At 52.5% G+C, this 23,945-nt stretch carries 25 protein-coding genes; 8 read left to right on the top strand and 17 right to left on the bottom strand.

The genetic code is table 11. The features are described from left to right. Positions 1 to 67: 67 nt before the first annotated feature. A complete protein-coding gene (locus JI735_RS10710) occupies positions 68 to 676 on the bottom strand; it encodes a C39 family peptidase (RefSeq protein ID WP_051051716.1) in 609 nt (202 codons plus the stop codon). Continuing rightward, positions 673 to 3,831 (bottom strand): PAS domain S-box protein, encoded by a 3,159-nt coding sequence (locus tag JI735_RS10705; RefSeq protein ID WP_051051717.1) that lies wholly within the window; start codon positions 3,829 to 3,831, stop codon positions 673 to 675. Before JI735_RS10705 ends, JI735_RS10710 begins: the two co-directional genes overlap by 4 nt. Before the next feature lie 293 nt (positions 3,832 to 4,124). Between JI735_RS10705 and JI735_RS10700 the strand changes: the two genes are divergently transcribed. The 3 genes from JI735_RS10700 (at position 4,125) to JI735_RS10690 (ending at position 6,657) form a co-directional block, all read left to right on the top strand. Then, entirely contained in the window at positions 4,125 to 4,940 is an 816-nt protein-coding gene (locus JI735_RS10700; protein WP_039834915.1) for a hypothetical protein, read from the top strand. Between the two features lie 85 nt (positions 4,941 to 5,025). Further along, the gene (locus JI735_RS10695) at positions 5,026 to 6,126 is read left to right on the top strand and encodes a glycosyltransferase family 4 protein (RefSeq protein WP_039834916.1); all 1,101 of its coding nucleotides are present in this window, start codon (positions 5,026 to 5,028) and stop codon (positions 6,124 to 6,126) included. A gap of 204 nt (positions 6,127 to 6,330) precedes the next feature. After that, on the top strand, positions 6,331 to 6,657 hold the full coding sequence (locus JI735_RS10690; RefSeq protein WP_020433554.1) for a P-II family nitrogen regulator: 327 nt from the start codon (positions 6,331 to 6,333) through the stop codon (positions 6,655 to 6,657). 160 nt (positions 6,658 to 6,817) lie between these two features. Here JI735_RS10690 and JI735_RS36875 read toward each other — a convergent pair whose 3' ends face one another. Next, positions 6,818 to 7,348 carry a DUF445 family protein gene (locus JI735_RS36875; RefSeq protein ID WP_267919211.1) on the bottom strand — a complete coding sequence of 177 codons (531 nt, stop codon included), beginning with the start codon at positions 7,346 to 7,348 and terminating at the stop codon, positions 6,818 to 6,820. Further along, complete coding sequence (locus JI735_RS36870) at positions 7,252 to 8,058, bottom strand: DUF445 family protein (protein WP_267919210.1); 807 nt, start codon at positions 8,056 to 8,058, stop codon at positions 7,252 to 7,254. Before JI735_RS36870 ends, JI735_RS36875 begins: the two co-directional genes overlap by 97 nt. A 474-nt stretch (positions 8,059 to 8,532) precedes the next feature. Here JI735_RS36870 and JI735_RS10680 point away from each other — a divergent pair, with 474 nt between their 5' ends. Further along, entirely contained in the window at positions 8,533 to 9,405 is an 873-nt protein-coding gene (locus JI735_RS10680) for a Cof-type HAD-IIB family hydrolase (RefSeq protein WP_039834918.1), read from the top strand. Positions 9,406 to 9,574: 169 nt separating this feature from the next. On the opposite strand, the gene JI735_RS10675 is transcribed toward JI735_RS10680, so the two are convergent. Then, entirely contained in the window at positions 9,575 to 9,742 is a 168-nt protein-coding gene (locus tag JI735_RS10675; RefSeq protein ID WP_082727044.1) for an aspartyl-phosphate phosphatase Spo0E family protein, read from the bottom strand. 144 nt (positions 9,743 to 9,886) lie between these two features. Continuing rightward, on the bottom strand, positions 9,887 to 11,269 hold the full coding sequence (locus JI735_RS10670) for a helix-turn-helix domain-containing protein (RefSeq protein WP_233476340.1): 1,383 nt from the start codon (positions 11,267 to 11,269) through the stop codon (positions 9,887 to 9,889). A gap of 202 nt (positions 11,270 to 11,471) precedes the next feature. On the opposite strand from JI735_RS10670, the gene JI735_RS10665 reads away from it, so the two are divergent. Then, positions 11,472 to 11,921 carry an Imm30 family immunity protein gene (locus JI735_RS10665; RefSeq protein WP_039834923.1) on the top strand — a complete coding sequence of 150 codons (450 nt, stop codon included), beginning with the start codon at positions 11,472 to 11,474 and terminating at the stop codon, positions 11,919 to 11,921. A gap of 27 nt (positions 11,922 to 11,948) precedes the next feature. On the opposite strand, the gene JI735_RS10660 is transcribed toward JI735_RS10665, so the two are convergent. Continuing rightward, positions 11,949 to 12,437, bottom strand: coding sequence for a hypothetical protein (locus JI735_RS10660; RefSeq protein WP_051051719.1), 489 nt, complete (start codon positions 12,435 to 12,437; stop codon positions 11,949 to 11,951). Positions 12,438 to 12,637: 200 nt separating this feature from the next. Between JI735_RS10660 and JI735_RS37265 the strand changes: the two genes are divergently transcribed. From JI735_RS37265 to JI735_RS37260, 3 genes are read left to right on the top strand one after another with little or no spacing between them, the layout of a single operon-like run. Next, positions 12,638 to 13,102 (top strand): UvrD-helicase domain-containing protein, encoded by a 465-nt coding sequence (locus JI735_RS37265; protein WP_325175597.1) that lies wholly within the window; start codon positions 12,638 to 12,640, stop codon positions 13,100 to 13,102. Next, on the top strand, positions 12,987 to 14,870 hold the full coding sequence (locus JI735_RS10655) for an ATP-dependent helicase (protein ID WP_325175618.1): 1,884 nt from the start codon (positions 12,987 to 12,989) through the stop codon (positions 14,868 to 14,870). The genes JI735_RS37265 and JI735_RS10655 overlap by 116 nt, the downstream gene beginning before the upstream one ends. Next, positions 14,867 to 14,962 carry a hypothetical protein gene (locus JI735_RS37260; RefSeq protein ID WP_325175596.1) on the top strand — a complete coding sequence of 32 codons (96 nt, stop codon included), beginning with the start codon at positions 14,867 to 14,869 and terminating at the stop codon, positions 14,960 to 14,962. The genes JI735_RS10655 and JI735_RS37260 overlap by 4 nt, the downstream gene beginning before the upstream one ends. 373 nt (positions 14,963 to 15,335) lie before the next feature. Here JI735_RS37260 and JI735_RS10650 read toward each other — a convergent pair whose 3' ends face one another. From JI735_RS10650 to JI735_RS10605, 10 genes are all read right to left on the bottom strand, one after another. Then, positions 15,336 to 16,253, bottom strand: a complete 918-nt coding sequence (locus tag JI735_RS10650) for an IS3 family transposase (RefSeq protein WP_233181315.1) — start codon at positions 16,251 to 16,253, stop codon at positions 15,336 to 15,338. After that, positions 16,175 to 16,489, bottom strand: coding sequence for a helix-turn-helix domain-containing protein (locus JI735_RS10645; protein WP_039832618.1), 315 nt, complete (start codon positions 16,487 to 16,489; stop codon positions 16,175 to 16,177). Before JI735_RS10645 ends, JI735_RS10650 begins: the two co-directional genes overlap by 79 nt. A gap of 163 nt (positions 16,490 to 16,652) precedes the next feature. After that, the gene (locus JI735_RS10640) at positions 16,653 to 16,889 is read right to left on the bottom strand and encodes a DUF6953 family protein (RefSeq protein WP_020433541.1); all 237 of its coding nucleotides are present in this window, start codon (positions 16,887 to 16,889) and stop codon (positions 16,653 to 16,655) included. Positions 16,890 to 17,012: 123 nt separating this feature from the next. Beyond that, the gene (locus JI735_RS10635; RefSeq protein WP_039832273.1) at positions 17,013 to 17,333 is read right to left on the bottom strand and encodes a hypothetical protein; all 321 of its coding nucleotides are present in this window, start codon (positions 17,331 to 17,333) and stop codon (positions 17,013 to 17,015) included. A gap of 95 nt (positions 17,334 to 17,428) precedes the next feature. Further along, positions 17,429 to 18,316, bottom strand: a complete 888-nt coding sequence (locus JI735_RS10630; RefSeq protein WP_039832274.1) for an alkaline phosphatase family protein — start codon at positions 18,314 to 18,316, stop codon at positions 17,429 to 17,431. Positions 18,317 to 18,495: 179 nt separating this feature from the next. Next, the gene (locus JI735_RS10625) at positions 18,496 to 19,539 is read right to left on the bottom strand and encodes an ABC transporter ATP-binding protein (protein ID WP_020433539.1); all 1,044 of its coding nucleotides are present in this window, start codon (positions 19,537 to 19,539) and stop codon (positions 18,496 to 18,498) included. 80 nt (positions 19,540 to 19,619) lie between these two features. Beyond that, the gene (locus JI735_RS10620) at positions 19,620 to 20,420 is read right to left on the bottom strand and encodes an ABC transporter permease (protein WP_202677370.1); all 801 of its coding nucleotides are present in this window, start codon (positions 20,418 to 20,420) and stop codon (positions 19,620 to 19,622) included. Next, positions 20,417 to 21,340 (bottom strand): ABC transporter permease, encoded by a 924-nt coding sequence (locus JI735_RS10615; RefSeq protein WP_202677369.1) that lies wholly within the window; start codon positions 21,338 to 21,340, stop codon positions 20,417 to 20,419. The genes JI735_RS10620 and JI735_RS10615 overlap by 4 nt, the downstream gene beginning before the upstream one ends. Positions 21,341 to 21,436: 96 nt before the next feature. Then, complete coding sequence (locus tag JI735_RS10610) at positions 21,437 to 22,549, bottom strand: ABC transporter substrate-binding protein (RefSeq protein WP_039832278.1); 1,113 nt, start codon at positions 22,547 to 22,549, stop codon at positions 21,437 to 21,439. 242 nt (positions 22,550 to 22,791) lie between these two features. Further along, complete coding sequence (locus tag JI735_RS10605) at positions 22,792 to 23,934, bottom strand: alpha/beta hydrolase family protein (protein ID WP_202677368.1); 1,143 nt, start codon at positions 23,932 to 23,934, stop codon at positions 22,792 to 22,794. Between the last annotated feature and the right edge of the window lie 11 nt (positions 23,935 to 23,945).

The following is a 23,945-nucleotide window of genomic DNA, read 5'->3' as shown; positions in this document are numbered from 1 at the left end:
TATCCCCTTTTCCCCTTATTAATTGGATATTATACCCTGATCAACAAGTTTGCGCAAACGTTTGTACTTAGAGGTCTATATGCAAAGCTACCATGGTGAGAATGCTCCGGTTGGGCAAATAAGGAATCCGGCGTTCCCGGCCGGGGGTAAACCCTCCATTCTTATGGCGCATGCCATTATCCTGGACAATCAGCACAGGTCCCGTTGCCGCATCTGCCACATCGTAACCGCTTCCCAGCACCCAATGATAATCATAGGCATAGCTTCCCCTCCAGCGGAGGCTGAACCATTTGTCGAACTTCACCGCTACCGGGCGCTTCGCGTCAATCTCGGCTTGGTACCTCTGCATATTATTAAAAAGGGATACCGAAAACGGCTTGCGGTTCTCATGCGGAAGAGCAGCTCCCAGGTAATCCTGCAGCCCTTTGACAAAACCGCGCGCACTCATCCCCCATGGAGTCCCTCCGTGATGACTGTATATATAATTGATATGCGCCGCCTTGGATTGGAAATGACCTGCTCCAGGAATTAAGCTGCAGCCTCTCCGCGTGTGCCAATATTCCATTAAGGCGGCCATGGTCGCCGGGCCGCAGGCAGAGCCGGGCGAAAATACGCCCGGCTCCCACTGTGTGTACGGCTCCACATTCAGACGAATTCCCGTTTGTTCCTCTCTCATAACGATATCTTTTCCATCCGCTCCCGGAGTATCCGTTCGATGTCAGAGGAGAGAAACGGCTTGCTCACGAAGTCTTCCATGCCTACAGCCAGGCACCGCTCCCGATCCTCCGGCCTGGCATATGCGGTTACCGCAACGATGAACGGCTGGTGGTTCGGCGGTGCCTGCTCCCTGATGCCCGCAGCCGCTGTCAGCCCGCTCATCACCGGCATTTGCACATCCATGAAGACCAGATCATACGGCTGCCGGAGAACGGCCTGCAGCGCCTGCTGGCCGTTCTCGGCAAGATCCGCCCGATACCCCCGCTTCTCCAGCATCGTCAGTATAAGCTTCTGATTGACGGGATGGTCTTCCGCCACCAGAATCCGCAGGGGCCCATACTTCGCTTCAGGCAGCCCGGGGCTGAGTCCTCCGGCAGGCAATAAACTACCGCTCCCCGCCTGTTGCAAATGATTCCGGACCGCATAGGCAGCAGTATTTCCACCGCTATCCGGCGTATATAAATCTTCTGGCGGCTCATGATCCTCCGCCCCGTTCTCTTCCCATTCCCCACCGGGGTCGATAGGAAGCGTAAAGAAGAATTTTGATCCTTTTCCTTCTACACTCTCTACCCCAATCGCACCGCCCATTAGCTCGACAAGGCGTTTGCAGATCGCAAGTCCCAGGCCTGTCCCCCCATACTTGCGGTTAATCGACGGATGCAGCTGGGAAAAGGATTGGAAGAGCTGCGGCTGCTTTTCGGAGGGAATACCGATTCCGGTATCCTGCACACTGAACTTCAGGCTGAGCTTCTTCGCATTCGGGCAAAATTCTGTTTCTACGCCAATCGAGACTTGTCCTTCCTCGGTAAACTTGACGGCATTGCTCACCAAATTAACGAGCACCTGACGCAAACGGTCCGCGTCGCCCATAATCAGCTCCGGCACATCTTCCGCTATGCGGCTGGACAGCAGGATATTTTTTTCCTTCGCTTTGGGGGAGAACAGTTCGGTAACAATGCCCATCACGGACTCCACACTCACCGGCTCATGCATAAGGGTCATTTTACCGGCTTCGATTTTGCTGAAATCCAGAATCTCATTGAGAATATACAGCAGGGAAGAGCTGCTCTGGCTGATGATCTCCGCATAACCGCGCTGCTCCTCATTAAGGTCCGTTTCAGCCAGTAAATCCGTCATGCCAATAATCCCGTTCATCGGGGTCCGCAACTCGTGGCTCATCACCGCCAGGAACTCCGATTTGGCCTGGTCCGCCTTCTCGGCAGACTCCTTCGCACGGATAATTTCCTGTTCATCGGTAATATCCCGGAATACCACAACCGCACCTTTGCGCTCTCCTTTGTCAAACAGAGGTGTTGCCTGATATTCAGCAAGAAAACTTGAGCCGTCTTTGCGCCACAACACCGCATCCATGCTCCGCTGGGACTCACCTGCCTGAATAACCCGGATCAGAGGGGAAGCTTCCATCCGGTAATGAACAGCGTCAGACGCCGTTTGCCCGATATGGTTCAGATAGGAGCGGCCCATAATTTCGTCCTGCTCAAACCCCAGCATATGTGCACCAGCCGGATTGATGAACGTGATCCTTCCCTCGGTATCCAGTCCGAATATGCCTTCCGACACCGCATTCAGAATCAGCGTGTATTCATTGCTCAGCTTCTCGATTTGCTCGGTATACCTGATGCGCTCGGTGATGTCGCGGGAAATCCCATACACCCCCACTACCTGCTTGTCTACGATGATTGGAATGTTGAGAGTATTGATTTCGACGAGATGGCCATCTTTATGGATCAGTGTCAGATCATAGCTCTGCGGCTCTCCCTGGCTGGCCAGTTTGAAATGATGCAGAGTCTTCTCAATATCCTTCTCATGCACAATGGGTCCAAAATACATTCCGATCAGCTCATCAAGAGTATATCCTGTCAGTTCCTCCAGATTGGCATTGGCCGTCAAATAATCCCCGTTCAGATTCATGGAGTAGACTGCTGACGGATTATACTCGAAAAGGGACTTGTAGCGCTGCTCGCTTTCTCTAAGCTGCTGTTCCATCTGACGCCGCTCGGTAATATCCTGCATCATGCCGATAAGCTGCACCGGCTTGCCGGTAGGGCCGCGCGTAACATCCCATTGAATGTTTACCGTAAGCAGCGTTGCGTCAGGAAGAACCAGACGGTAGGAGGATTCACCGGACTCCCCCTTTTTCACCGCCCGTTCAACTCCCGCTTTCAGCAGCTCCAGGTCGTCCGGATGAACCAGAGACAAAAAGGTTTCGTATTTTACATCCGTCCCCGTGCTATAGTGCAGCATACGCTGCAGTTCCTCCGAAAACACCAATCTGCCTTTGGATAAATCCCACACCCATGAACCAATCTTCGCCACACGCTGGGCAGCAGCCAGAGCCTCCTCATTCTGCTTGCGGCTGGTCACATTGCGCCCGATACCCATGATCCGCACGATTTCATTATTTTCATCATGGATTACATGAAAGGAGGTCTCGAACCACAAATAATGTCCGTCTTTATGGCGCAGGCGGCGGATATAGGTTTTGTTCTCCAGCAGACCTTGGGACTGGTCCATCCCTTCAACATCATCAGGATGGTAGAACTCCAGCCTGTTCCTGCCAACCATCTCCTCTGGCGCAAAGCCGATCTGCAGCTGTGAGGAAGGAGATATGAAGCTCAGCGTTCCATCGGGCAGGGTGAAGGAAATCATCGTCTGGTCATCTTTTATAAATAAATCATACAGATCACGGCTGTCCACAGTCAGCTGATCCGCGATTTTGCGGTCGGTAATATCCTGGGCGTAGACAATAATATGTGAACAAGCTTGTCCCGCCGCAGCCTTCACGAACGTGAGCAGGAGCCACACCGTGCGGCCGGAGCGGGTTAGAAATTTCTTCTCTTTGACCAGAGAACGCTCCGGGGAGGAGGCAAGCTCGCCGATAAGAAGATTGATGTCTATTTGCTGAATCCCCTCCTGCTGGGCAACAGTGTTGTGCAGCAGGCCACCGGCCAGAAACTCCTGTTCGCTGCAGCCGATCGTATAGCAAAAAGCGGGATTCACCTTCAGCCACTTTCCCTCTTGAGACAGTACTCCCGTTCCAAGCGGAGACATCAGGAATGCATAATCCAAAAGCTCCCTGTTATCCTCATCCAATTCAGCCAGGCCTCCTTCACACGAGCCGCTGCTTTTGCAGACTCTCTGTTATCTATTACCCCAGTATACGCTAAGAGAAGTGTGGAAAGAAATGAACAGGCCTGTTTCAGATCAGAAAAATTTAAAATTGAAAATATTGACGGATATAGGAGATTCATCTATAGTCTAGATAAATATTTATTCGTGTCCTGTTGCGCTGGAAGCACCCGTAACGAAGGCTTATTTTGCCTTTGCTGCGGGTGCTTTTTTGTCTTTTCATACAGGCTTGCGGATGTAAAAAAAGGAGGAGAATGATGACTACCCTTAAGACTTCTGTTCTGACACTTCTATCGCTGTTGCTTCTAACGTTGGCCCTGGCAGGCAAAGCGGCTGCTTCCGGGACGGAGCTGACCCCTTCAATCCAGGCCGCTTTTGATTTGACAGCCGCCGTTGCGGATTCATCCTCAAGAAGCAAGCTGAACAGCCAGTATAGCGAGCTATCCGCATTATCAGCACAATATAACAGCAGAGAAGAACAAATCCGGAAGCTTCATGAGAGTAATGCGCAGTCACTCCTGACGGTGAAGGAGAAGATCAAGAACATTGATCAAGACACCGTGACCCGGCTAACCGCAGTCGTTGCCAGCACCAAGGCCCGGTACCAGCCGCTGTTTGACCAATACAGTGCGCTTAACAAGCGTATATCCCTGCTTAGGGGAATGCGGGACAAATCCTTGAATTCCGTGCTGCGCGCCCAGTCTGATGCCATGAAAATTGTCGTCCAGATGGCCCGCCAGGACATCCGCGACCAAGAGGCCCGGCTAAAGGCCGCCAAAGAAACCCGGACCAGGAAAATAGCCGCGGCGCGCAAAACCCTTGCCGGGATCAATAGTCCGCAGACGTCGATCAAATCCCAGAAAAGTGTGATCTCTTCCCTGAACAAGCGCTTGTCTGCAGATTGGAGCGGCTTCAAATCGGCCATCCGCAAGCAAAATCCATCCCTGACCAGCCTGTCCCTGAATTCATTGCTCTCCGGTCACCGGCAAATTGCAGCCAGCAAGCAGAAGATCATCGAACTGGAACAAAAGGTTGCCGGTGTAATCGCCGCGGCTTCGAAGCAAATCACCTGATCCTTCTCATGAATGTGTCTTCCCCTGCCCGGCGGCATATGTTAGGTAAGAGGCTACAGCTATGGGGTGAAGGAGGCATATACCTATGCATATCTGCATGATTGCACCGGAACAGTTTCCGGTGCCGGGAGACGGCTCTGTGGAAATCTGCATCTGGGCGATTGCCAGAAAACTGGCCCGGCGGCATAAAGTAACTATCGTGAGCAGAAAGGCTCCCGGGCTTCCTGACACCGATGAACAAGAGCAGGTGCGTATCGTGCGCCTGGTCTCAGGTACGCCTGCACGTTATCTTGCATCGGTTCTGGACTATCTTGAAACAGAGCATTTCGATGTTATACAAGTCGATAACCGGCCGCTCCTGATGTCCTCCGTCAAGCGCCGGCATCCATACACGCCAGTTGTCCTGTTCCTTCATTCCCTGACTTTTGTCCCTGCTGAATCGAGAATTGCACGCAGCCTGGCGAGAGCCAATCTTATTGCTGTCAACAGCCGCTCCCTGCAGCGCAAGCTCGCCCGCCGCTTTCCCGGCCTGGGCGGAATCATCCGTGTCGTGCCGCTCGGCGCCGATTTAAGCCGGTTCTCTCCGGCAGAGCTGCCGGAGAAGCAGCAAATGCGCCGGCTGTACCGCCTGTCTCCGGTATTCACTGTGCTGTTCGTCGGCCGGGTTATTCCGCGCAAAGGCGTTCCTGTGCTGATTAGAGCCATGCGCCTGCTTCATAAACGCTTGCCGGCCCAGTTGATTATCGCCGGCCACGGCAAGCCGCTGTACATCCGGCAGCTTAAAGCCATGGCCCGGCGCCTGGGAGTCCGGGCTGTTTTTATCGGCAAGATCGCCCATGAGGATATTCACGATCTGTACCATGCAGCCGACGTTTTTGTCTGCCCGTCCCAGCGGCATGAGTCCTTCGGGCTGGTCAATGTAGAAGCCATGGCCTCCGGACTGCCCGTCATCGCCTCGAACAACGGCGGCATCCGGGAGATTATTGTATCGGGCCATAATGGATATCTGGTGCAGCGGTACCGCGAAGCGTCACCGTTCGCCAAAGCCCTGCTGCAGCTCGGCCGCGATCCGCAGCTTACAGCCAGAATCGGACTGCAGGGACGGAGGGACGCGCTGCAGAATTTCGGGTGGCAGCATACGGCAGCGGCATTGGAAGAGCTGTACCGTTTTCTTTTGCTGAATTAACAGAATGCTGTGCTGCCGCCCGCTTCTGTTCTATGCGACACTATGTACAATGGAATTTGTGACCTTATTCGCAGGATGCAGCTATAGTTAATATTATACTCAAATTGTAAGCGTTGCCATTAAGCGAATAGGTCACCACTAAGGCCACCCAGACATTGGCAACCCCCTACAACACATTATTCGCTGTAGAAAGGGTGCATCGTTATGTTAATGATCAAAGCTATAGTTAGACCCGAGAAAGCGGATGCAGTCATGGCTGAACTGCTGCTTGCCGGCTTTCCCTCCATCAGCAAAATGGATTTGCTCGGCCGCGGCAAACAAAAGGGAATTCAGGTCGGAACCAATCATTATAATCAAATCTCCAAGAAGCTGCTGATGATTGTCATCAATGACGATGAGAAAGAAGATGTCATCAGCATTATTATGAGAACAGCAAGAACCGGTGAGCAGGGCTCCTTCGGTGACGGCAAAATCTTCGTGCTGCCTGTGCAGGAAGCCTATACGATCAGCAACGGTAAAAGCCAACTGTAAAGCTCTTAACTATATTCGGTAAGCAACTGACAAACAGAAACGGCTGCGCTATCCTTCCGTGGACAGCGCAGCCGTTTTGAATGTTGGGGTTGAGATGACTCAGAATCTCTGGTCCAAGAGGAACCGCTTGCTGATTCCAGGTTGCCGCCGCTCTTACTGTTCAAAACAACTGGAATACCGTAAGCACCAGACCTACGACAAAACCGCATACCGCACCGTTGACCCGGATCCACTGCAGATCTTTGCCCACTTTATCCTCCAGCATATTCACCAGACTGGCATCATCCATCAAATCCAGGTTCTCCTTGACCAGAAGCCCCACCCGGTAATGGTTGGCTTCGACGAAGCTGATCAGAGAAGCACGGATGCGTTCTTCCCATTCCTGTATCCACTGCTGCTCCTTGCCGATACGGCGGGCCAGCATGGCATACAGCCCAAACAGCTTGCGTCCGCCCGCAGACCGCTCTTCTTCCAGCCAGGCAACCGCCTTGCCCCGGAAATGCTCAAGCTGCTCCCGCAGGAACGACGCAGCAGCTTCGCTCTGAAGCTCGTTCAGCCCCCACTCCTTAATGGCAGCGATCCGCGATTCATCATTCACCATCTGGAAGATGGCCACCCGGATTTCCCGGATAATCTCCTCGCGGTAAGGGCTGTCTTCGCTGCGGAAATCGTTGATCCCGGATTGCACCATGCCTTGCAGCATTCCCCCAGCATCTCGGCGTCCACGAAGCCGACGAAAGCCTGAAAAGCCATCCCCTTCAAGCCGCCAAGCTTCACTTCGGCCAGCTTCTCACTGGCGATCTTGCCCAGCATCGCCCGGGTCTCAGGACGTTCCACCCAGCCAGAGATCCCTTCAAGCGCGAAATCCAGAGCCGCGACATCCTTTCCGTCATTCATAAGCTTGGTGACGATCGTATCCACGGCCGTTCCAAGCTTGGCTTCACGGATATAGCCGGCTGCAACCGACTGGATATAAGGTACCGCCTGTTCCACCGGCAGCTTCTGCACGAAGGCGCTGACCTGCTCCAGCATTTCGGCTCTCGCTTTTTTGCGGGCGAACAGCCGCGTCAGCATGGTGCTGCCCAGCGACACTATGCGGATTTTGCGCAGCTTGTTCTCAATGCTCGCCTTATTCAGGAGCTCGTTCTCCATCGCAGAGATCAGGGACTGAATAATTTTGTCCCGGTTCTTCAAGAGCAGGGAGGTATGCGGGATCGGCAGCCCCAGCGGATGGCGGAACAACGCAGTCACGGCAAACCAGTCCGCGATCCCCCCGACCAGTCCGGCCTCAAAGCCCCCCCTCAGCAGAACAACTGCCAGATTTTCCGGCAAAAATAGTGTAATGAGAAAACCGCAGGCCATCATCGCCAGCGAAATCGTAGCTAAATTTCTGGATTTCATTTCAATCACAGTTCCCCCTAAAAGTATTGTGAGCATTGCTTTCTGATGCTGTAGTCATAATTAGATGCATGCTAAGTGGTCCGCCTTATATTGTACCACGGCGGAACTCTTTTCTGAAAATTCTCCCCTCTCACAGCAAACAGCCTGAAATAAGGGGTGTAAATGGATTTTTAGTTTTCAGAGAATTAATGATAAGATACAAGCAATAATTTCATCGGCCTTGCAGAGACCAGCCCCAAGCTATATAATGATGAACTTAAAAATCCATAAAAGGGTAGAAGTGCGGAGGGGAAGTTTGGAACTGGAAGAGCGAATGCGTCCGCCTTTGTCACCGGATTTCAACCGCGAAAGGCGGTTAATCAAGAAATCTGGGGACAACAGCGGCTGGAAGTCCAAACATTCCCCGCAGTTACGACCATACCACTCAATGTAAAACTAAAGTTTATAGCTTATATTGAAAAGGAGAACTTCAACATGCTGATTGCATTGGATATGGACGGAACACTGCTGAATGAGGAGGGCAAGATCAGCCCGGAAAACCGCGAGGCCATTGTGCACGCCCAGAGCCTGGGCCACATCGTGATTATCGCTACTGGCCGCTCTTACATGGATGCGGAACGGCAGCTCCGGCTGGTGGATCTGGAATGCCCTGTGGTCAGTCTGAACGGAGCGGTAGTGACGCTGCCTGACCGGACGCTGGCAGCAAGCAAGCCGCTGAATAAGGAGGATATCATTCCGGCTCTACGCTGGATGAGCGGGATTCCTGAACTGTATTATGAGGTATACACCGAAGATAACGTATATGTGGAGCTTGACAAACGGGTGCGGCTGGAGAAGCTGTCCGAGCTTAACGATGAAGATGTACCCGGGGAGCTCCGCTGGCTGCTGAAAGCTATGATCGACAAGCAGTTCCAGCAGGCTTCTGTCACCTATGTAGAGAGCATGGAGGAGATTTGGAGCAAAGACAAGTATGTAATTTTTAAAACGCTGGCTTTTTCGCTGAACCGGGAGCTGCTGAAGGAAGCCTCCACACGGTTCGCGGCAATCCCCGGACTGATTATTACTGCCTCGCATGTAAACAATATCGAGATCAACCATAAGGATGCCAATAAAGGCTCGGGTGTGGGAATGCTGGCGGCACATTACGGCATTCCTGCCGAACAGGTCGCTGTGATGGGCGACAGCTATAATGATCTGCCGATGTTTGAAATAGCCGGCTACCGAATTGCCATGGAGAACGCCGCACCGATTCTAAAAGAAGCGGCCGACTTTGTAACGGGGAATCATGCGGAGAATGGTGTAGCTGAGGGTTTGCGGCATCTTTTGGAGAAAAGAAAAGGACAGTGAAGCGAAGTCACTTAACGTTTGCCTGCCCCAAACTTGACAAAGCAATATATTGCGCCTATGTTCACTGCCAGCAGGATCAAAAGGACCCACTGCTGCGTCGTAGTCAGCGTTGTGAGAATTGGAATAAACACAATCTCCCACCCTCCTTATCAAAAGATTAATATACAGATCAACAAACTGTTTTTTGGGAGCTGTACTGATTAAGCAGATGATCCAAAGCAACAGATTGTTCGATAACTTTGGGATGCGTTAAGAAGCCATACTTTTTCAGCGCCTGATGCAGCTTCTCCCTGGCGTTTTCTACATGAAGCAGCACCATCTTCTCATTATTATGCATAGTTCCACCCCCTTCATGTAATATTTTAGTACAAGCTGTCAAAATGCGGAATTTTGCTAAAGTGAAAATAATAGTTAGACCCCGCAATGGTAGGGGCAAAAGAAAAGAACCGATTAACTCCGGTTCTTCTAAATATGTTACTTCCTAATTATCGTGAAATGGATACTCCCTACTTAGCCCCCAGCACCATGAGTCATATAACTTTTTGTACAAACTTGTTTGTTCCTGCAATGCTACCGAGCGGTATTTTTCGAATAACCCTACACACCTAACTATATTGTAATCATTTCTCATTCTAACAGATGATTCCAAACTATCCATTAAGTAATAAAACCCAATCTCAAATCTTTCATGTCCCAAATAATATGTAGCTAATTCAATATGTAAGTGTGTGTATCTGTCATCGGTTATCTGCTGATTAAATTTCCCCAAACGGCTGTGCTGTTCTCTACATGATAGATGGCTGTTAAACTTCAGAAGAATATCATCGACGTTAGCCTCATAGCGGTTAGCAGCCTGCATAATCTTGAATAGCGCGGGGAAAATTTCGTTTTCTCGTGATTCTACATAGTTTACGTATTCCGGTAAAACTTCCAGTTCCCCGGACATTAAGCGATATAAATAGGTATTGGCTGTCCCCCACTCCTTAAATTGTTCTATAACCCGGCTTTCCTCTTCACTCACCGGATTCTCAATCCAATTTATATCCACGTAAAGTGACGCATAGTATATAGCCTTCTGATAATCCCCACATTCATCACAAACTAATGACTTCAATAAATAAGCATATAGAATGTAATAGATAAGTGGTCGCGTTGGTTGCTTTTGGTTTTTATTTTTATTCCAATATTTGTAATAAATATCCGACTTCTGCCCCAGCCGCTCTGCCATCTCATCTACTTTGTCCCAACGATGCCTCGAGGCGAATACATCCGCCAAATGCTTAAGTGCATCTAATTGATCCGCTTCATCCAACCGCTCTACATAAGACTCAAACTGATTGGCTAAGCGTAAATTTTCATCCTGGTCTTCACACAAACCAATTCTAAACAACCGGTATTGGCACAACGCGAGCCGCTCGGAATGCTGATACTTCTCGCTTTCCGCTACACATTCATACAACAGCGCTGCAGCCGCCGAATTTCCTTGGGCATAGAGTTCCTCCGCCGTATCAAACAGTGCGGGCAGATACTGCAGCTTATCTGTAACAATCCGAACCACACGATGAATCGAATCCAGCTTACCTAGTTCCGCACAACGCTGGAGCAGCGGCCCCACACGCCTCCAGTCCGAGGAACCGTCAACGATGTAATTATCTATGTACAGGTCGTAATAATAGCCTTCGGCAAGCCCCATGGCCCTGGTAACCCGGTCCAGTTGCTGCATAGCAATAGGACGGCGTCCGTGGAGCATATTGCTGAGCGTTCCGGAATGAATGCCTGACCGTTCGGCAAATTGTGAAATTGACAGGCCTTCTCTCCTTATATATTCCTCCATCTCCGCCAATATCGTCAGTGCAGGCTCCATTTCGCGACCACCTTTCACACTTAAACCCAGTAACTAGAATAATATTCCTATTATTATACAGAATATAACAGCGGTCAATACTCACTATCGGACTTTTTGAACACTCTGGTGACTCTGCCGGGGGACAATCTATAATATGTTAAAATGTTGGTATATTGAGGATTGTAAACCAGACTAACATAGGGGGAATCACAAGTTGAATATGTATCCTGGGATTGCCCAGTTATATCATAACCGTCTGCTGCGGACGGAGCTGGAATGCGAGGCTTTTGATCAGGCGCTGGAGGGGTTGGCCGGAGACATGGAGGATGCGGTGATCCATCAAATCTTCTACGTTTTTGACGATGACACCGAGCAGGAGGAGGTTATGTTCGGACTTGTCCATTTCGTGGAAAGCTACCAGATGGAGATGTACCTTACCCAGTTGCTGGAGTCGCTGCCGGACATGCTGGAGAATGCACGCAACTGGGCCATTGTGCTGAACCGGAGAATCCTTGAGGATGACCTCTGCCGTAGAGAGTACGCCGATATCGCTGCAGGCATGACGCCAAGGATCAAGAGATCGCTGGCTTTTCTGCTGGAGGAAATCAAAGAGGACAACCCGAGGTTATACGAGCACAAGGTCAATGCTGTCCTTGGACAAATGGAATGAAGACCCCCTCCAGCCTGGTTGAACCAGTCAGCGGAGCTTGAAGGTTTTTACGATTTTTGGCACATCGTCATTCACCATGCTGGACAGGATGCGGATGGGTCTGCCGTATCTTTTGTAATCATAGTCATCGCCTTTGGCATTCAGGAACTCTTCAGGCAGCTCGCTGGGAAGCGCATAGGCATAAATCCGTCCATTGCGCACAGCCATCCGGATGATCGGGGACTCATCATAGCCCTCCTCTATCCACTTCTTCAACGTCATCCGGTACACCAGCAAAGTGAGCGCCGATTCATAAATCTTCCCTTTGTATTTAAAAAGGAAATACACAGCGTACTCCGCATCATCCAGCTGCCGGGAGCTTCTTCTAATCACTGTGTAGCATTTCCATCTGCGGGGGAGCCTGATGCTGAAGCCATACTTGGAGTTACGGTAGAGCAGTGTTCTGGGCGAACCTGCGCGGGGAACGGAACGGTTCCTTTGTACAGCCGGTTTTTTGATCCGGGCAATAGGCTTCATCACAAACACACCTTTCCGGGAATGAATTTCAGTACATACGTATATTAGTCAGAATATTCATACACCCAGGAGTGTGACACCAAAAACATGAATAGTATTGTTTAGATTACGGGACAGCGGCGCGAGCGGGATGGTATAGTATAGATCGGCTAAAATTTAATTTTATCCTGCAACGAAACAAACGAAGGTGAATCCATCCAATGAACAAGCTTTTATTTCACAATATACCGCTCGGGGCTACCGGCGAACGCATTCCGCAGGCGAAGGTCGCTTCTGCCCGGACAAGCCGCGAAATGGTGAAGCCCGGAGACTCCGATGCGGCTTACTTCCGCAGGCTGGAGGAAGGCGGTATTCTGCTCAACTCCCCGCAGATCGCGGCAGTTCGGCATCATCAAGGCCCATTGCTGACACTGGCGGGGGCAGGCTCCGGCAAAACCTCGGTACTGATCTGCAGAACCGGGTATTTGCTGTCCGTCCGGGGCATCTCCCCAAGCCAGCTGCTGCTGCTGACGTTCTCCAACAAAGCGGCGGCGGAGATGCGTGAACGGATTGCCCAGCTGCCAGGCGTCCGCGAGAGCGATGCCGCGCGCCTGCAGGCGCGCACGTTCCATTCTTTTTCTCTATTTCCTGCGCCGTCAGGGTCTTCAGCAGGAAATCTTCAATGAGACGCGCCGCCAGCACATTCTGCTGAAGCAGATTATGCGCGAGCTGGGTCTGCCTAAGGATGCCTATCCGCCGGAAACCCTGCTTGCTCTGCTCTCCACCTGCAAGATGAATCTGGGCGAGCCGGAGAAGCTGCCGGAAACCTCACCCGCCGAGAAGGAAATGAAGGCGGTCCTGCTGCTGTATGAGCAATGGAAGACCGACAATTTCAAAATCGACTTCGACGATGTGCTGCTGATCGCCTACCGCATGCTGCGGGAGAAACCTGCACTTTTGCTGGAGCTGCAGATGAGATTTCTGTACGTGATGGTCGATGAGTTTCAGGATACCAATGCATTGCAGTATGAGCTTGTCAAAATGATCGCCCACCCGCAGCATAATCTGATGGTGGTCGGGGACGATGACCAGACGATCTATTCCTTCAACGGAGCCCGCAGCGAGTTCATTCTGGAGTTCGAGAAGCTGTATCCGGGCGCACGGGTTATCACGCTGGATATCAATTACCGTTCCGGCCCCGCAATTGTCGGCCTCGGCAATGGCATTATCCGCCACAATATGCGGAGGCGGGCCAAAACGCTGCAAGCGGCCCAAGGCAGCGGCCGCCAGCCCCGGTACCTGCGCCCGCAGACGGCGGACGAGGAAGCCGAACAAATCGTAGAGCATATCTTGAGCGAGGTAGCCAGCGGGGCTAGATCATACAGCGATTTCGCCCTGCTCTACCGTGCTTCCAGCAGCAACCGGGCCCTGCTGGAGCGGCTGCTCCTCCGCGATGTCCCCTACGTCGATTACGGAGAAGGCCAACTGCTCTACGAGCATTGGCTGATCTCTCCGGTATTGGATCATCTGCGTTTGTCACTGAACCGGCGGAACTTCGCGGCAATGGAGAATATCCTGCCGACCCTATATCTGAACCGGGAAAAGGGCATGAACCACATCCGCCGGATGGAGGCCGTCCAGCCCAAGCAGGGCCCGCTGATCCACCTGCTGTCTCTGCCGGGAATGGAGGACTTCAAAAGCGGGAAATTGCGTGAACGGCTGGAGCTGATCCGGGGTCTGATCCGGCTGACACCGGTGCAGGCGATCCGCCAGATCCGCTCAAGCTTCTATGACTATTTCATCGAAGCCAATGAACGGCATCAGGCCACTCTCCACCGGGAAATGCTGAAAGAAATGCTTGATGAGCTGGAAGCCTCGGCGGAACGGTTTGACAGCCTCCCGTCGTTTCTGGAGTTCATCGGTAATGTGACCGAACGCAACGAGCTAAGCCGCCAGCCGGGACTAAAAGAACAGGGGAACCGGGTTGCCCTAATGACAATTCATAAGTCGAAGGGGCTGGAGTTCCCGGTTGTTTTTCTGATCGGTGCGTCAGAAGGCATCCTTCCCCACAGTTCCGCACTGGAAGGTGAGCGGTTAAAGGACCGGAAGACATCCCCTCCACCAGGCGCACGGGACAACAAAGTCATTGCAGGCAATACCGCGGGCCTCGCTGCACTTGAAGAGGAGCGGAGGCTGGCTTATGTGGCCGTGACCAGAGCCCGCGAAGAGCTGTTCATCAGCTCCCCGGCACGGCACCGGGGCAAAAAAGCAGAAGTCTCCAGATTTATGCTGTCCGCCTTCCGTTCTGCGGTGCCAGCGGCTCCGGCTTCTATAGCTGCTAACAGAATCCCGGCGGCAGTGCGGCACACTTCCGCCAGTTCCTCCAGGGGAAAACACACACTGTCCCCATCTGGAAGTGCACCGGCGGCAGCTGTCCGGGCTGGACGCGCATGAAGGCAGGGGGAGCCGAGGATCACCTGTCCTCCAAGCCCTGCCCGCTCTGCAGCTCTCCGATGGAGAAGAGCATGCGGGAGGTCCCGGTATGATCTTGCCGGAGGTAAGTGCGGAGGGACACCGGGTCTGATGGACATTACTCTAATAGATATGTCGCTGGGCATGTCATTGGATAGGTTATTGGATAGGTTATTGGAGAGGCATGAGATTAGTTGACCGGGGGTACTCCTAAGTCACTCTGCCAGCACTTTGCAGGTTCATGCACAGCCAACTGTAAATGATGCGGACAGGAGATCCGTTACCTGTGGCGGATCAGGCGGCCCGGCGGTCCGGCAGGCCAGACGGACACAGATTCTGCTAAATAGCCTATCTCCCTATGCCTTGTATTGCATCAGTTCCTAAAAGACAAAAAAGACCGTTGCCATTATGGTCAAGCCCCTATTTTGTAGACACTGAAAAAAGACCCTAGGCTGTAAGCTGCTTCCGGTACTCCACCGGAGGCAGCTTATTTAGTCTTCGTTGCGGTCGATACTGGTTGTAAAATTGAATATAGGCTTCAATTCGTCTTTGTGCCTCGTCCAGATTTCGGATATCATAAGGGTAGAGCCCTTCCGTTTTGAGATGCGAGAAGAAGCTCTCCATGGAGGCATTGTCATAACAATTTCCTCGGCGGGACATGCTGATTCGGGCGCCAACCTTTGGCAGCATGTCATGGTATGCATGAGACGTGTATTGGAATCCCTGGTCGCTGTGAACGATCAGTCCGGTCACGTCTTTTGTCTTGTTAAAGGCTTTCTCAAAGGTCTGTAGAACCAGTGGATTGTCATTTTTCTGACTCATGTGGTAGGCTACAATTTCATTGTTAAACAAATCTTTCACCGCAGAAAGATAGAGCCACGATTCTCCCACCCGGTATTGAGTCACATCGGTAACCCATTTTTGGTTAGGAGCATCCGCCTTGAAATCTCGCTTCAGTAAGTTTTTAGCGACTCGCCCTCCGTCCGAAGATGCGTAATTACAGCGATGTTTTCGCCTTATTCGTGACCGGATTCCAAGTACCTGCATGAGCCGTAGCACCTTCTTATGATTCATCCAGACTCCATGATCCTGCAGCAAGAATAACTGGATCTGTCGGTATCCGTAAACTCCGTTGTAGTGCTCGTAAACCTTCTTCACAAGTTCTCTATCTTCTCGGTCCCGATCGAATGCTTTGCGCTTTAGAAAGGCGTAATATCCGCTTCTGGAGACCCCAAACACTTTGCACAAATGACGAACCGGATATTCACTTGAGGCTCTCTCAATCGTTACATACCGCTCTGTTTCATCTCCTGCATCCAGATTTCCAAGCACTTTTTTAGCATTTCGTTCTCCTGTTTGAGCCATTTGACCTGTCTTTCTTGATCCACATATTGTTCTCGCCGTCCTCGCTGGTCCACAAGTCCGAACTCTCCCAGTTCCCGGTATTTCCTCATCCATGTTTTCAACCGATGTCTGTCTGTAATTTCGAACTTCTCCATAATTTTACGATAGGTCCAACCTTCGACCATATGAAGACGTATTGCCTCCAGCTTTGTTTCATAAGAATACGTTTTAGACTTCTTTCCTTTAATCGCTGGCATAAAAAATGCACCCCCTAGAATTCATCGGATAAACCAGGGGTTTATTCCAATGTCTATTCTAAGGGGTGCACTTCATTATAGCAGCGGTCTTTTTTGTATGGTATAGAAACTGCCCAGGGCGCCCGATCCGGCACCGGCAAAACATACTATACGGGCCTTTTTTTCAGGTCCAGGCCCATAGAAAACCATCGCGGTCCCAGGCGATTCTCCCGCCATGCAGCTTGCGGAAAGCCTTCTTCACATCCTTGGACAAGGAGGCGTTCCCGTTCTCATTTACAAACACAAACTGCTCTCCAAAGTTGGCCTTCACATATTCTATCGCGGCAGTTTGGTACAAGGTTCCCGTAAAACGGATCTCCTTAACCATCCATTCCGCTACCTCTTGTGCGGTTGCTTCCATCCAGGTACTGCTCCTTCCTGTAAATCCCTCTACAATGCCCTCTCATTATATCATGAACACGGCCCGATTCGAGAAACATCCGAATCGGGCCGTATTATGGCTTGTCTGGACTAATGCCGGAGTTTAAGCCTGGTATGTATTATGATTGGATACCTGACGCGGTTTTTGTGCTGCGGTTACCATGAGCAGAATGCCGGTGATCAGATGCAGAATCCATCCCAAGAATGGGATCCACGCCAGCGCGGAAGTCACAATTCCGAGCACTGAACCGTAAAACGGTTCTTTATTCTTGGCCGATAGGACCAACGTTACGGCATGAAGAATAAAAGTTAATCCCAGTACGGTGTACCAGCTTCCGATCACAATTGCAGCACCAAGAATCGGAATAGCTAAAAGAATCTCAAATGCACCTGTAATCCACTTCAAAGCTCTCGAACTACTCACAAGCAAGCCCCCTAATCGTTGATATACTTAAGATTATACAAAATCATCCCGTAGATAGATATACATTTTTTTGTATTAAAACATTAAAATTGCATCTATGCCAAACTATTTGATTCTGTCCCTTTTGCAGCTTCCTCTTGCCTCGGGATCGCCGGAACAATAGGCGGCAACCCCTCTTTAGTCATCGCCGCTGAAGGCTGAATGCCAAGGCAATAGCACATTAACGGAGCAAGCCGCAGCTGAGGCAGCGCCTGGATTTCTTGTTCCGGCGACAGTACCTTTTCCCCAAAGGCATATAAAGGCACATGCCGCTCCGCCGGTGTGACCCCGCCATGGCAGCCGTTCGCATTCATCCCATGATCCGCAGTGACCAGCACCGTATAGCCCTGCTCCATCCACTGCGGAAGCAGCGTGGCGAGCAAGCCGTCTACCCGGCGGACCGCCATCTCATACTCCTTGCTTTCCCCGCCGTGGCGATGCCCGGCATCGTCGATATTCATTGTATGAATATACAGGAAATGCGGATCGTAGGCGGCCCGCAAATATTCAGCATCCGCGAATACATGGCTGTCCGGGTAATGATCCTCGAAATAAAAGCTGCCGTGCTGAATCGGCTTCAGTACATTGTGCTGGTGCCGGTCAGCAACCGGATGAAAAGGAGCCGAGCTGTACAGCTCGCTGACCCAGTGATATGCGGCAGCCGCCGTACGCAAATTAGCGGCAACGGCAAGATGGAACACACTTTGCTCACGGCTCAGTCTGACTATATGATTGGCGGTAATTCCATTTCTCGATACCGGTATGCCTGTCAGCAGCACCTCATAGAGAGGACGTGACAGACTTGGCAGCTCTGACTGCACTTTGTAGCACGACAGTTGTCCCTGCTCCACCAGATGCTCCATGTACCCCAGATACTTGCGGGCAGCGTCATAGCGCAGCCCGTCGAGCACAACCACAATAAGCTTGTTAGCTGTTTCCGTCATGAATATCTCCGCCCTCCATAGCATCTTAGCTCGCTGTAGACCATACGCTTGCAGTGGCTCTTACCCTGAAATTCTCATTCCACAACCAGTAACCGCAAATTGCTCCTGTACACAAAATAGTTATGGACTGGATTCACGGTTTGCCCCACTCTTAGCCTGCCTTAACGCACAAGCTGCTTCTATGCCCCTTCCTGCTCCAGATGCAGCAGATGGGCAGGATCAAGCAGTAGGGTCACACGATCCCCTTCCCGCACCCGCAGCCAGCGGCCGTCATTCAGCAGGTCTACCGTAAGATGAACGCCTTCAGCCACGACAGCAGCGCGGATGATATTCCCCAGGATCGACACGGCCTGGACCTGTCCGCGCACATCCATCATGCCATCCGCATCATCCTGGATCGCTTCACCTTCGGCCAGCAGGGTCACCGCCTCGGGGCGGATGGCGAAACGGTCGGAGCGGCTGTCAATTCTGCGGAACAGCTTGAGCGCCTCCGCCCGGTTGAAGACATTGTAGCTGCCCATGAACCGGGCGGCAAATTCCGTGCGCGGCGCAGTATAGAGCTGCTCCGGCGAGCCTTCCTGAACCATCCGCCCCTGGTTCATGATGCAGATCCGGTCCGAGAGGATCAGCGCTTCCTCCTGGTCGTGGGTGACGAACAGCGTCGTCATGCCGAGCCGCCGCTGGATATCGCGGATTTCCGCGCGCAGATTCTTGCGGATTTTGGCATCGAGCGCGCTGAGCGGTTCGTCCAGCAGCAGCAGCTTGGGCTGGACAGCCAGCGAGCGGGCCAGCGCCACCCGCTGCTGCTGTCCGCCGGACAGCGACTGCGGATAGACATCGCGCTTGTCTTCGAGATCGACCAGCGCCAGCAGCTCTTCGCACCGGCTGCGCCGGGCGGCCGGAGCAACGCCGCGCATACGCATCCCATATTCCACATTCTGACGGACCGTCAGATTGGGGAACAGCGCATAGGACTGGAACACCATGCCTACATCCCTGCTGCGCGGCGGCAGCTTCGTCAGCTCCTTGTCTGCGAGCAGAATGCTGCCGCTGTCCAGCTCGGTCAGTCCGGCGATGCAGCGCAGGAGCGTGCTTTTGCCGCAGCCTGAAGGGCCCAGCAGCGTAACAAGCTCCCCTTCGCCAATATTTAGATCGACGCCAGCCAGCACCGGGACATCGCCAAACCTTTTACGGATGCCTTGCAGCTTCAGATAATCGTTCATTTCCGTAGCCCTCCCTATATAAATTGGACTTTTGATTTTCATATTAGGTCTCCGCACTTTACCTTTTTATATAAGAAGCCTTACTTCGCCTGCCCCTTAATCTTCATCCCCAGCTTCATCAGCACCGCTGACAGCAGCAGAATAAATACAAAATAGGAGATCGCTATCGCACTGGCCAAATGTCCGCTTTCACCGACCCGCCGGAACAAATAGACCTGAATCGTCTGGATGTGCCCCCCGACCAGCATGTTCGTCAGCACGAACTCCCCAAACAGCACGGAGAAGGACAGCAGCGCAGAGACCATAACCCCCGGCCAGATGTTCGGCAGAATCACATTTACAAAAGCGGACCGTCTTCTGGCCCCGAGCAGCTCGGCGGCGTTCAGCAGCTCTACGGCGGATACACTGAGCAGACTGTTGCGGATGCCCTGATACATATAAGGCAGTATGACCACAAAATAGGCCCCGACCAGCAAATAAGCGGTCCCGGAAATGTCGAAGGGGCCGGAGGAATAAGCGCGGATGAGGCCCACTGCCGCCACCACTCCCGGCACCGCATAAGGCAGAACGACAATCCCCTTCATGAAGCTCTCCCAGCGCGGGAAATACACTGTAATTACAAAAACGGCCGGCAGCATAACGGCGAGACTGAGCAGCACGCTGATTATACACAGATATAGTGAAGTCCACAGCGCCTCCAGAAAACGGATATCCTGGAACATGCCGCGGAACCAGCTTAATGTCCAGCTGCGGGGAAGCAGCGTATTCTGCCAATCCTGGGCAAAAGCGTACAGCCCCGTTGCCAGCAGCGGCAGCAGCAGATAAATCATGAGCAGGAGCATGAAGGTACGCGGGGCAACCCCCGCCTTACGTATATTCATTGTCCTGCCTCCTCCCGGACAGCGGGCCAGCGCCGTCTGAATAAACCGCTGCTGCGCTCCCGCCTGGCCGGACTTCTGCCGCCGAACCCTTCCATCCGCCGCACCATCCGCTGATTCAGAAACACCGCCAGCAGCGTGCTCAGTGCCAGCAGAACCGCCAGGGTACTGCCCATCTGCGGCTGGGTCACCACATCACCGGCGACCAGCGAGCCGATGCGGACGGCCAGCAGATTATAGTTGCCGCCAACCAGCGCATAGGCGGTGGCATAGGCTCCCATGGCATTGGCGAAGAGAATGCCGAGCGTTCCGAAGATCGCCGGAGAGAGCACGGGCAGCCCGACCGTTTTCCAGAACTGCCAGGACCCTGCTCCCAGCAAAGCTGCCGCCTCCCTCCATTGCTCCCTGATGCCGTAGAATGCCGGGTACAGCAGCAGTAAAGCCAGCGGAATCTGGAAATAGACATAGACCAGAATCAGCCCGGACCAGCTGTACAGATTGAAGCCGTCAAACACGTTCCAGCCCCACTGCTTGAACAGCAGCGTGAACACGCCATTGTTGCCCAGCAGAATGATATAGGCAAAGGCCAGCGGGACGCCGGCAAAGTTCGAGGTCATATTGGACAGCATCAGCAGCCGGTCCCGCACCGCAGGGGCAAAGCGCGTGATGCAATACGCGCACACAAGCCCCACTGCCAGCCCAATCAGGCTGGAGAAGACGGATATCAGCAGGCTGTTCTTGATCGCCTGCAGATAATAGGCACTGCTCAGGGCATGCCGATAGTTGTCCAGCGTGAAGCCCGCTCCGTCTGCATGGCGGAAGCTGCCCGTCAGCATGGAAAAGACGGGCACTACCTGAAACGCCAGCACCATCAGCACGAATGGAGCCAGGGCCAGGATCAGGCCGCGTTGTCTCTGTTTCATCCTGCATGTTCCTCTCGTATGGAATAGCAAGCGGGCGCCTTTAGGCTACAGCTAAGGCGCCCCTTCATCTCTTCTATAACCCGCTTCCAGAAGCGGTTAGTTCAAATGCACAAGCACGCGCTCCTGCCACAGCTGCGGAAGGCTCTTCGCGGTTTCTTCCCATACTTTATAGTCGCCAACCGGCTTGGCGTTGACATATTCCTCTTTCGGTAGCAGCTTGGCGGCTACATCCTCCGGCAGCTTCACACTGTCACGGATCGGACGGGCGTAGCCTTTGGCCAGATTAATCTGGCCTTCGTCGCTGAGAATGTACTCACGCGTCAGCTTGGCGGCATTCGGGTGTGGAGCCCATTTGTTAATGACCGTCGCATAGCCGCTCACCACGCTGCCTTCCTTCGGAATCGCCACGTCAAATCCACTCTTGTCGATCTGATCCTTATAGTTCAGCGCGTTGAAATCCCACAGCAGCGTTACTTCCACTTCGCCCTTCTCAATGTTCGCGAGTGAAGCCTCGGCATTGGAGAGACGGCCCTTCTTCGCGAGCTCCTCAAAAAACGCAATCCCCGGCTCAATATTCGACTCATCTCCGCCAAAAGCAACCGCTGCAGCAAGCACAGCCATCTGCGCCTGCGCCGCCTTGGTAACATCGCCAACGATGATTTTATAGCTGCCGTTCTTCAGATCCTCCCAGCTTTTTGGCGGGTTAGCCACAAGCTTCGTATTGGTCAGGAAGGCGATGCTTCCCTGATAGCCTACAATCCAGTTGCCGTCCTTATCCTTGGCCCAATCCGGGATCTCGTCCCAGTAGGAGGTTTTATAGGGCTGGGTTACCCCCTTATCCACCGCAACCGGACCAAAGGCAATGCCCACATCGCCGATATCCGCCGTCGGCTTATCTTTTTCCGCTTCGAATTTGGCAATCTCCTCCGCACTCGACATATCGGTATCGGTATGTGTAATTTCGTATTTAGCCGTAATATCATTCCAGGTATCCTTCCAGTTGGCCCAGGAATCCGGCATGCCTACACTGACCACAGCGCCTTCTTTGGTAGCTTCTGCTTCAATTTCGCTTAAGCTCAGCTCCTTGGCCGGGGCATTGCCGTTCCCTTCATCAGCTTTGGCTTCCGAGTTGGCACAAGCGGCAAGCAACAGGACGAGCAAGGACAACAGCAGACCCATGGACAAGAATTGCGTGAATCTCTTTTTCATGATTTCCCTATCACTCCTATTTCTGATTTGCGGGCTTCATCTCTGATCCAAGCTGGTTCTCTGCCCAACTGAAGTATAGGGGGCCACTGTTCGCCAGGCATTAAGTGCAATAGTAACATTTGTAAAATACCCCCACAAAGCGGGGCCTTTATATGGAAGCTGATCCAGGCGCTTTGCGGGAACCCCGATATCTCCTGCTATAAAAAACAACCGCCCGGACGCCGGGCAGTTGCTGTGTATCTTTATATTGAGCTTAGCTGTCCGGGCTGCATGCGCAGCTCCCTCATGAACCAGTCCAGCATTTCCGGAAAAACCTCATCCAGATAATTCATCGTACAGTGCTCCGCATCCTCCATATATTTCAGCGTCTTTTCCCCTTTGGCCCAGCTCATCATTTTATCTGCATGGGTCTTGGGCGCAGGCATCACCTCATCACGGCCCGCATGGTAAAAGAGCAGCGGCGTGCGCAGGGCCGGAGCGTCTTCAATATCATAATTGAACTGGGGAAGCGCCGCTTCCAGCGTTTCACAGCCTGTTATATAGGTAACTCCCCGCTGCCAGATCGGGTTGAGTTCCTTCAACCCCCGGATGCCGCCGATATAAACCAAACCGCTGTTGCCCACCGTACATTTCACCCGGGGATCGCGGGCTGCAGCCTCAGGCGCCAAATATCCGCCCAGGCTGAAGCCGACGAGCCCGATTCTTCCGAGGTCGATCCCGCATGGCGGCTGCTGTTCAAACCAGTCGATGACGGCCGATACCGCCTTATGGTAATCCCGGGCATCGAATTTCAGCGAACTCCACATCTCCCCCTGGCCCGGTCCGTCAAACGTAAAAAAGTTAAAGCCCTGCCGGTTGAACACCGAGCCGAAATGATGCCCTTCCGCTTCCTTAATATTATCCATGCCATTCACAAAAATAATCAGGGGTCTGCCTTCCGTATCTGCTTTTCGCAAATAGCCCGGGATGGAGACTCCACGATACGGAATATCCACCCGGACAGGCTTCTCCGTATCGCTATACAAAGAGATTGCCTGGACATAGCTGTTCCTTGCCTTTTCCTGTCCAGCTTCTTTCTGCCGGCTGTCAATAAAAAAGATATGCTGACCCGCATGGTAGCAGGCCACCGCTTCATGGAACAAGGCTCTGGCCTTACCCTCGCTGCCTTCCGCGAGCGCCTTTTCCGCTTTGCGGTACACTTCATCGCCCTCCGCTGTCCAGACCTCACACCACTTGCGCCAATCACTGACCCTCGCCACTACTCTTCTGAGTCTTCCATAATCTGTCCCAAATAATAGAAACCGGCCATACCAGCGCTGATACACTCTCTTTTCATTAAAAATAAACCGGAATGCGAATCTTTCCTTCACCGTCAGTTCCGTCATGATTGACCATT

The organism is Paenibacillus sonchi (assembly GCF_016772475.1).
GTDB lineage: Bacteria > Bacillota > Bacilli > Paenibacillales > Paenibacillaceae > Paenibacillus_AQ > Paenibacillus_AQ sonchi.
The sequence above is the reverse complement of the archived record's forward strand: the minus strand, read 5'-3'. Positions and strand labels throughout refer to the sequence as shown.

Coding starts and splice junctions, on each gene's coding strand:
- JI735_RS10710 (WP_051051716.1), bottom strand. CDS start 676: ATGAGAGAGGAACAAACGGGAATTCGTCTGAATGTGGAGCCGTACACA.
- JI735_RS10700 (WP_039834915.1), top strand. CDS start 4,125: ATGACTACCCTTAAGACTTCTGTTCTGACACTTCTATCGCTGTTGCTT.
- JI735_RS10695 (WP_039834916.1), top strand. CDS start 5,026: ATGCATATCTGCATGATTGCACCGGAACAGTTTCCGGTGCCGGGAGAC.
- JI735_RS10690 (WP_020433554.1), top strand. CDS start 6,331: ATGTTAATGATCAAAGCTATAGTTAGACCCGAGAAAGCGGATGCAGTC.
- JI735_RS36875 (WP_267919211.1), bottom strand. CDS start 7,348: ATGGTGCAATCCGGGATCAACGATTTCCGCAGCGAAGACAGCCCTTAC.
- JI735_RS36870 (WP_267919210.1), bottom strand. CDS start 8,058: ATGAAATCCAGAAATTTAGCTACGATTTCGCTGGCGATGATGGCCTGC.
- JI735_RS10680 (WP_039834918.1), top strand. CDS start 8,533: ATGCTGATTGCATTGGATATGGACGGAACACTGCTGAATGAGGAGGGC.
- JI735_RS10675 (WP_082727044.1), bottom strand. CDS start 9,742: ATGCATAATAATGAGAAGATGGTGCTGCTTCATGTAGAAAACGCCAGG.
- JI735_RS10670 (WP_233476340.1), bottom strand. CDS start 11,269: ATGGAGCCTGCACTGACGATATTGGCGGAGATGGAGGAATATATAAGG.
- JI735_RS10665 (WP_039834923.1), top strand. CDS start 11,472: ATGTATCCTGGGATTGCCCAGTTATATCATAACCGTCTGCTGCGGACG.
- JI735_RS10660 (WP_051051719.1), bottom strand. CDS start 12,437: ATGAAGCCTATTGCCCGGATCAAAAAACCGGCTGTACAAAGGAACCGT.
- JI735_RS37265 (WP_325175597.1), top strand. CDS start 12,638: ATGAACAAGCTTTTATTTCACAATATACCGCTCGGGGCTACCGGCGAA.
- JI735_RS37260 (WP_325175596.1), top strand. CDS start 14,867: ATGAAGGCAGGGGGAGCCGAGGATCACCTGTCCTCCAAGCCCTGCCCG.
- JI735_RS10650 (WP_233181315.1), bottom strand. CDS start 16,253: ATGGCTCAAACAGGAGAACGAAATGCTAAAAAAGTGCTTGGAAATCTG.
- JI735_RS10645 (WP_039832618.1), bottom strand. CDS start 16,489: ATGCCAGCGATTAAAGGAAAGAAGTCTAAAACGTATTCTTATGAAACA.
- JI735_RS10640 (WP_020433541.1), bottom strand. CDS start 16,889: ATGGAAGCAACCGCACAAGAGGTAGCGGAATGGATGGTTAAGGAGATC.
- JI735_RS10630 (WP_039832274.1), bottom strand. CDS start 18,316: ATGACGGAAACAGCTAACAAGCTTATTGTGGTTGTGCTCGACGGGCTG.
- JI735_RS10625 (WP_020433539.1), bottom strand. CDS start 19,539: ATGAACGATTATCTGAAGCTGCAAGGCATCCGTAAAAGGTTTGGCGAT.
- JI735_RS10620 (WP_202677370.1), bottom strand. CDS start 20,420: ATGAATATACGTAAGGCGGGGGTTGCCCCGCGTACCTTCATGCTCCTG.
- JI735_RS10615 (WP_202677369.1), bottom strand. CDS start 21,340: ATGAAACAGAGACAACGCGGCCTGATCCTGGCCCTGGCTCCATTCGTG.
- JI735_RS10610 (WP_039832278.1), bottom strand. CDS start 22,549: ATGAAAAAGAGATTCACGCAATTCTTGTCCATGGGTCTGCTGTTGTCC.
- JI735_RS10605 (WP_202677368.1), bottom strand. CDS start 23,934: ATGACGGAACTGACGGTGAAGGAAAGATTCGCATTCCGGTTTATTTTT.